Annotated in this window: 3 protein-coding genes and 1 pseudogene; 2 read left to right on the forward strand and 2 right to left on the reverse strand. The window is 65.1% G+C overall.

The genetic code is table 11. From position 1 onward, the window contains the following. Positions 1 to 16 precede the first annotated feature (16 nt). On the forward strand, positions 17 to 664 hold the full coding sequence (locus tag U9977_RS25680) for a hypothetical protein (RefSeq protein ID WP_322751857.1): 648 nt from the start codon (positions 17 to 19) through the stop codon (positions 662 to 664). A 363-nt stretch (positions 665 to 1027) separates the two neighbouring features. Here U9977_RS25680 and U9977_RS25685 read toward each other — a convergent pair whose 3' ends face one another. After that, on the reverse strand, positions 1028 to 2149 hold the full coding sequence (locus U9977_RS25685) for an IS630 family transposase (protein WP_322751858.1): 1122 nt from the start codon (positions 2147 to 2149) through the stop codon (positions 1028 to 1030). A 212-nt stretch (positions 2150 to 2361) separates the two neighbouring features. Between U9977_RS25685 and U9977_RS25690 the strand changes: the two genes are divergently transcribed. Continuing rightward, positions 2362 to 4338 carry a S53 family peptidase gene (locus U9977_RS25690; protein WP_322751859.1) on the forward strand — a complete coding sequence of 659 codons (1977 nt, stop codon included), beginning with the start codon at positions 2362 to 2364 and terminating at the stop codon, positions 4336 to 4338. A 75-nt stretch (positions 4339 to 4413) separates the two neighbouring features. Here U9977_RS25690 and U9977_RS25695 read toward each other — a convergent pair. After that, positions 4414 to 4944, reverse strand: a pseudogene (locus U9977_RS25695) (hypothetical protein); the annotation flags it as partial.

The following is a 4944-nucleotide window of genomic DNA, read 5'->3' on the forward strand; positions in this document are numbered from 1 at the left end:
CGCCATGTGGGCGAGCATGGCGGTCCTCGTCTTCCACATCGTCCGCCGGCCGATGAAGGGCCGGATCCCATTCCCCATGATCATGCTTGTTCCGGTAGTGACCCAGTACATCTGGTTCATGGCGGCGCCACCTGGATATTACTTCGCGGTCATACCGTTCTTCCATAGCATGCAGTACCTGTTCATTGCCTGGAACGTACACCTCAAAGAATCGATCGACTCGACGGGGCGCAAGCCGTCGGTCAACTTCGCCGTTTCCGAATCCGCACGGTGGGTCGGTGTCAACGTCGCGCTTGCGTTCTTTCTTTTCTGGATAATACCCCGACTGGGGAGTCAGTTCGGCCAATCGCTGGCGTTCAGCACGGCGGTGATATTCGTGGCACTCCAGATACACCATTTCTTCGTCGATGGAGTGATCTGGAAACTACGAAACCCGAAGACAGCAGCCCCGCTCTCCTCTTCGCCGCCGGAGGTCATCGGCGATAATCCATTGGCGGCTGCGGACGTCGACGGCCAAGCGGTCGCGCGAGTGGTCCAGCTGGATTCGTTGTGCGTCGCTGCCGTCGGTAAACATGAACGAGTGTCCGGCTCCGACGCTTCGCGAGAGCCGACATCCTCTTGGCGAGCGCGGTGCGCAAACGACATCGTCTGGAGGCATCAGTGATGTATGTAGTTCTGGTTGGTTCAGTGACGGCATTGAGTCTGATCTCCTACGGGTGTCTACGTCAAACCATTCATTCCAAGATCGCGTCCTGCGGTCTGGCCGCGGTACTCGTCATTTTCTTCGCCGTCTGGGTCGAGTTAGCCTCGGCGGCCCGGCAGCGGCCGCTGTTGGCAACCGGACTATTCGCGGCAGCGATCGCGCTGTTCCGCTTGATGGGACGCTTCGAACGCCCGGTACAGCCCTCGGGTCGACCGAACGCCGGCCTGTCGTCTCAGCGGACGGAGCCAGCCCCGCAGCCGCGGCACGAACATCGAGATCACTCCGTCTAGTGCTGTGGCCCGATATGTTCACCGGCTTTTGTGATCATGCTGCGGTGGGCAGAGGACGGCCGCCCCAACGGATGTGTTTCTCGCTACGGACCCGGGCGCGTTCACGGCGTTGGGCGGCCAGCACGTCGGGGTGGCGGGCGTGAGCGTTGCGCCAGCGCAGGTAGTCGTGCAGCGCGCGGGTCTGGACGGTGTGGTTCGGATGCTCGCTGTTGGCGATCGTGAACCGGCGCAACGCGCCGAATTGCGCCTCGATCGGGTTCGCCCAGGACGCAGAGGTCGGGGTGAAGCACAGCTCGGCCCTGTTCCGCCGCGCCCAGGACCGAATCCTGCTCCCGGTGTGCGCGGAGAGGTTGTCCAAGATGATGTAGATCGGGGCGCCGTCCGGGCAGACTCGGCGGATCGACTTCAACGCGGCCAGGCTGGGGGCGGCACCCTTGCGGCGGCGGTTGACTCCCCACAACCGGTCCTCACCGACCGAGTAGCAGCCGTGGAAGTAGGTCACCCCCTCGGTGCGGTGATAGGTCGCAGCCACCCGCTGCGGACGGCCCTGCCTGGCCCAACAGGCACCGCCGGTCGGGCGGATCCCCAACGGCCCGAACTCGTCGAACGCGAACGTCCGGTCCGGGAACGCCTCCCCGACCTGCTCGATCCGGTCGAGTTTGACGTCCCGGTCAGGGTCGGTGGACTCCTTCCACGTCTTGGTCCGCTGGAAGCTCACCCCGCGGCGGGCCAGCAGACAGCGCAACGTCTCCCGGCCGATCCGGATCACTCGCCCCGGCGCCCGACGCAGGTAGGCGACGAGTTTCCGCAGCGACCAGTGGGTAAACGGCTGCCCGAGCCGGACCGGACGGGTGGTGGCCGTCGCGACGACGAACTCCTCATCGTCAGGACCGAGCAGGCGGGGACGGCCTCCCGCCCACCGAGGGTCCAGACAGGCCAGCCCCCTGTCGTTGAACCGGTGGATCACCTCGCGGACCGTGTCCTCGTCCGCGGCGACCAGCCGGGCGATCACCGGCACACTGTTCCCACCCGCCGAGGCCAGCAGCATCATCGCCCGCCGGTAACGCACCGTGCTGGTCGTCCCCCGGCGCACGATCCGCTGCAGCCGCTGCCCTTCCTGATCAGTCAGTCTGCGGACCCTGACCGGCGCTGCCATCACACACCCCCCAGATCAGACCGGATACCTCTCCCACCGACCTACCCGGCCACCACCACCCACAACACCGCGAACCAACCCGGCCACAGCACTAGCGAAACCAGGAACCGCCACAGGTGGGAATTTCCCTACGACCGCCACGACGTCGCCACGGCTCACACAGAGGCTCACACAGCAAGGCACGACACCGTCATCGGCGAGGCACCCGAACGATGATTCGGCAACGAGTGCCCCGGTCGGTGGCGGTGTTCGTCGCACTGGTGGCGATGACGGCCGTGACCGTACCGGCAGTCGGGACTGACGCGGCGCCCAGGTGGCTACGAGCGTTACTCGCCGGGCCCGCCGCGATATGGCCAAACGATGGTGGCGACGTCCCTGGCGGACAGGATGTCCAGGTCACGGTCTATTTGGCATTGCGGGACCCCGCAGGTGCCGAAACGGCGGCGACAGCGGTATCGGACCCAGCAAACGCCTCCTACCGTCACTTCCTGACCCAGAACCAATTCAAGGCGTCGTACGCCGCCACAGACGACACCGTGAACGACATCCGCGGGTGGCTCATCCGCCAAGGTTTCGACATCGTCTCGATGTCCTCGACCAACCGCTCGATCCGCGTGCACGGCTCGGTCGCCGCGTTCGAGGCGACGTTCGATACCGACATCAGGACCTACACCCACGACGGAACGGAAGTACACGCACCGTCCCGGACACCGAGCGTGCCGGTCGGCTTCGCTGGCGCCATCCTGTCGATCGGGGCCCTCACCATCGACACGGCCACGGACCACACACCGGCCCCACCCCTGCCGGTATTCGTCAGGCCACCGACATGCTCCTCCTACCACGGTGAAAAGTACCCGGCGGACTACCCAGTTATCGACAGTGTGCCGAGGACCGGCGGGGTCCCGCCACCACTCGCGGTCTGCGGATACTCCCCGAGCCAGGTGAGGAGTCTCTACGGCATCGACGACCTGACCCACAACGGATTGGACGGCCGTGGCACCACCGTGGCGATCCTCGGCTCCTACGCCTCGCCGACGATTATGGGAGATGTGAACACCTGGGCCACCCGGCAGGGTGAACCGCCATTCAAACCGGGGCAGTTCCGCCAATATTTCCCCCCCGACTTCTTCTTCGGCCACAACGCCGCGGTAAGCGCCGGCGTGTGCAAGGAACAGGTCTCCTACAGCGAGGAAACGCTCGACGTAGAGGCAGTCCACGGCATGGCACCCGGCGCCGACATTGCCTACGTGGGAGCGGCGAGCTGCCAGCTTTCCGACATGACCGACGCCCTGCAACGGATCGTCGATGAACATCTCGCCGACGTCGTCAGCGGGACATACAGCTTCCTGGAAAACGAGATCCCGACCGGCGACGTCAACGCCGCCCACTCGACGTTCCTGCAAGCCGCGCTCCAGGGGATCGGGATCTTCTTCTCCACCGGGGACCACGGCGACAACCTTGAAATTAAGAAAGTACGGGGGGTGGTGTACCCGGCATCCGACCCGTTCGTCACCGCTGTTGGCGGCACATCAGCTGGAATCTCACAAAACGGGTCGCGGCTGTTCGAGTTCGGATGGGAAACCGCGACAACCACACAGACCGACGGCTCGTGGACGCCGCCTCCACCCGGCACATTCCTTGCCGGCGGAGGCGGCGGCGTAAGTAAACTCTTCACCCAGCCGCGGTACCAGACAGGACTCGTACCGTTCCCGATATCCGAATATTTCACGAGCAAACCGGGACGGACACTGCCGGACGTAGCCGCACTAGGCGACCCGAACACCGGCTACCTCGTCGGCCAGACCGAGACCTCCTCAGACGGCACCACGAAATATATCGAGTACCGCCTCGGCGGCACCAGCCTCGCCACCCCCCTGTTCGCCGGCATCACGGCCCTGACCAACCAACTAACCGGACATCCGACCGGATTCGCGAACTACGCGCTGTACCGGATGGCCAACACTCCCGCGTACTACGACCCGTCCAGCTCAAACCGCGCCACTGCCGTCGTCGATGTGTACTACACCAACAACGAGAACCCCACCGATGGCTACAAAACCGAACTCCGGACACTCAACCAGAAACAGACGATCTACCTCCGAACGGGATACGACGACGTCACAGGACTCGGCACCCCGAACGGCCTCGCATTCATCGTAGGCCTCGCCCACACCCCCGATCCGCCGTAGTTTACCGATCCCCAGCCATGAACTCCCATGCCGCGATCGGCATCAGAAGCTGTCCGCGAGCCCTTTACTCACAAAACCGGTCCCGTCGGATCCTGTTCGGCTACGCCACGCCGCCTCCGGCCACGTCACCGGCTCGGTGAGCAGTCGCACATTGCCCGCCGACCAGTCCACCCGCGACGACGGCGCATCCACGTGCAGCGTCCGCAGCAACACCCCGTGCCGCATCGCCAACACCATCTTGATCACACCGGCGACACCCGCCACCGCCTGCGTATGCCCGATGTTGGACTTCACCGACCCCAGCCACAACGGCCGGCCATCCGCCTGGCCCTGCCCGTATGTCGCCGGCAGCGCCTGCGCCTCGATCGGGTCACCCAATCTCGTCCCCGTACCGTGCGCCTCCACCACATCCACCTCGGACGCGGACACTCCCGCGGCCGCCAGAGCCTGCCCGATCACCCGCTGCTGCGACGGACCACGCGGCGCCGTCAACCCGTTCGACGCACCATCCTGATTAACCCAAATGCCTGAACACGGCACCGAATCCGCCCTCGCCGAGCTGACGGCCGCCGGCGAGCGTGCCCGTGGTGGAACCGCCGTCCGCGA

The sequence above is a fragment of the Protofrankia sp. Cas8 genome, assembly GCF_963555845.1.
In the GTDB taxonomy this organism is placed as follows: domain Bacteria; phylum Actinomycetota; class Actinomycetes; order Frankiales; family Frankiaceae; genus Protofrankia.

Excerpts from the sequence above, each read along its gene's own strand:
- U9977_RS25680 (WP_322751857.1), top strand. The coding sequence starts at position 17 with ATGGCGGTCCTCGTCTTCCACATCGTCCGCCGGCCGATGAAGGGCCGG.
- U9977_RS25685 (WP_322751858.1), bottom strand. The coding sequence starts at position 2,149 with ATGGCAGCGCCGGTCAGGGTCCGCAGACTGACTGATCAGGAAGGGCAG.
- U9977_RS25690 (WP_322751859.1), top strand. The coding sequence starts at position 2,362 with ATGATTCGGCAACGAGTGCCCCGGTCGGTGGCGGTGTTCGTCGCACTG.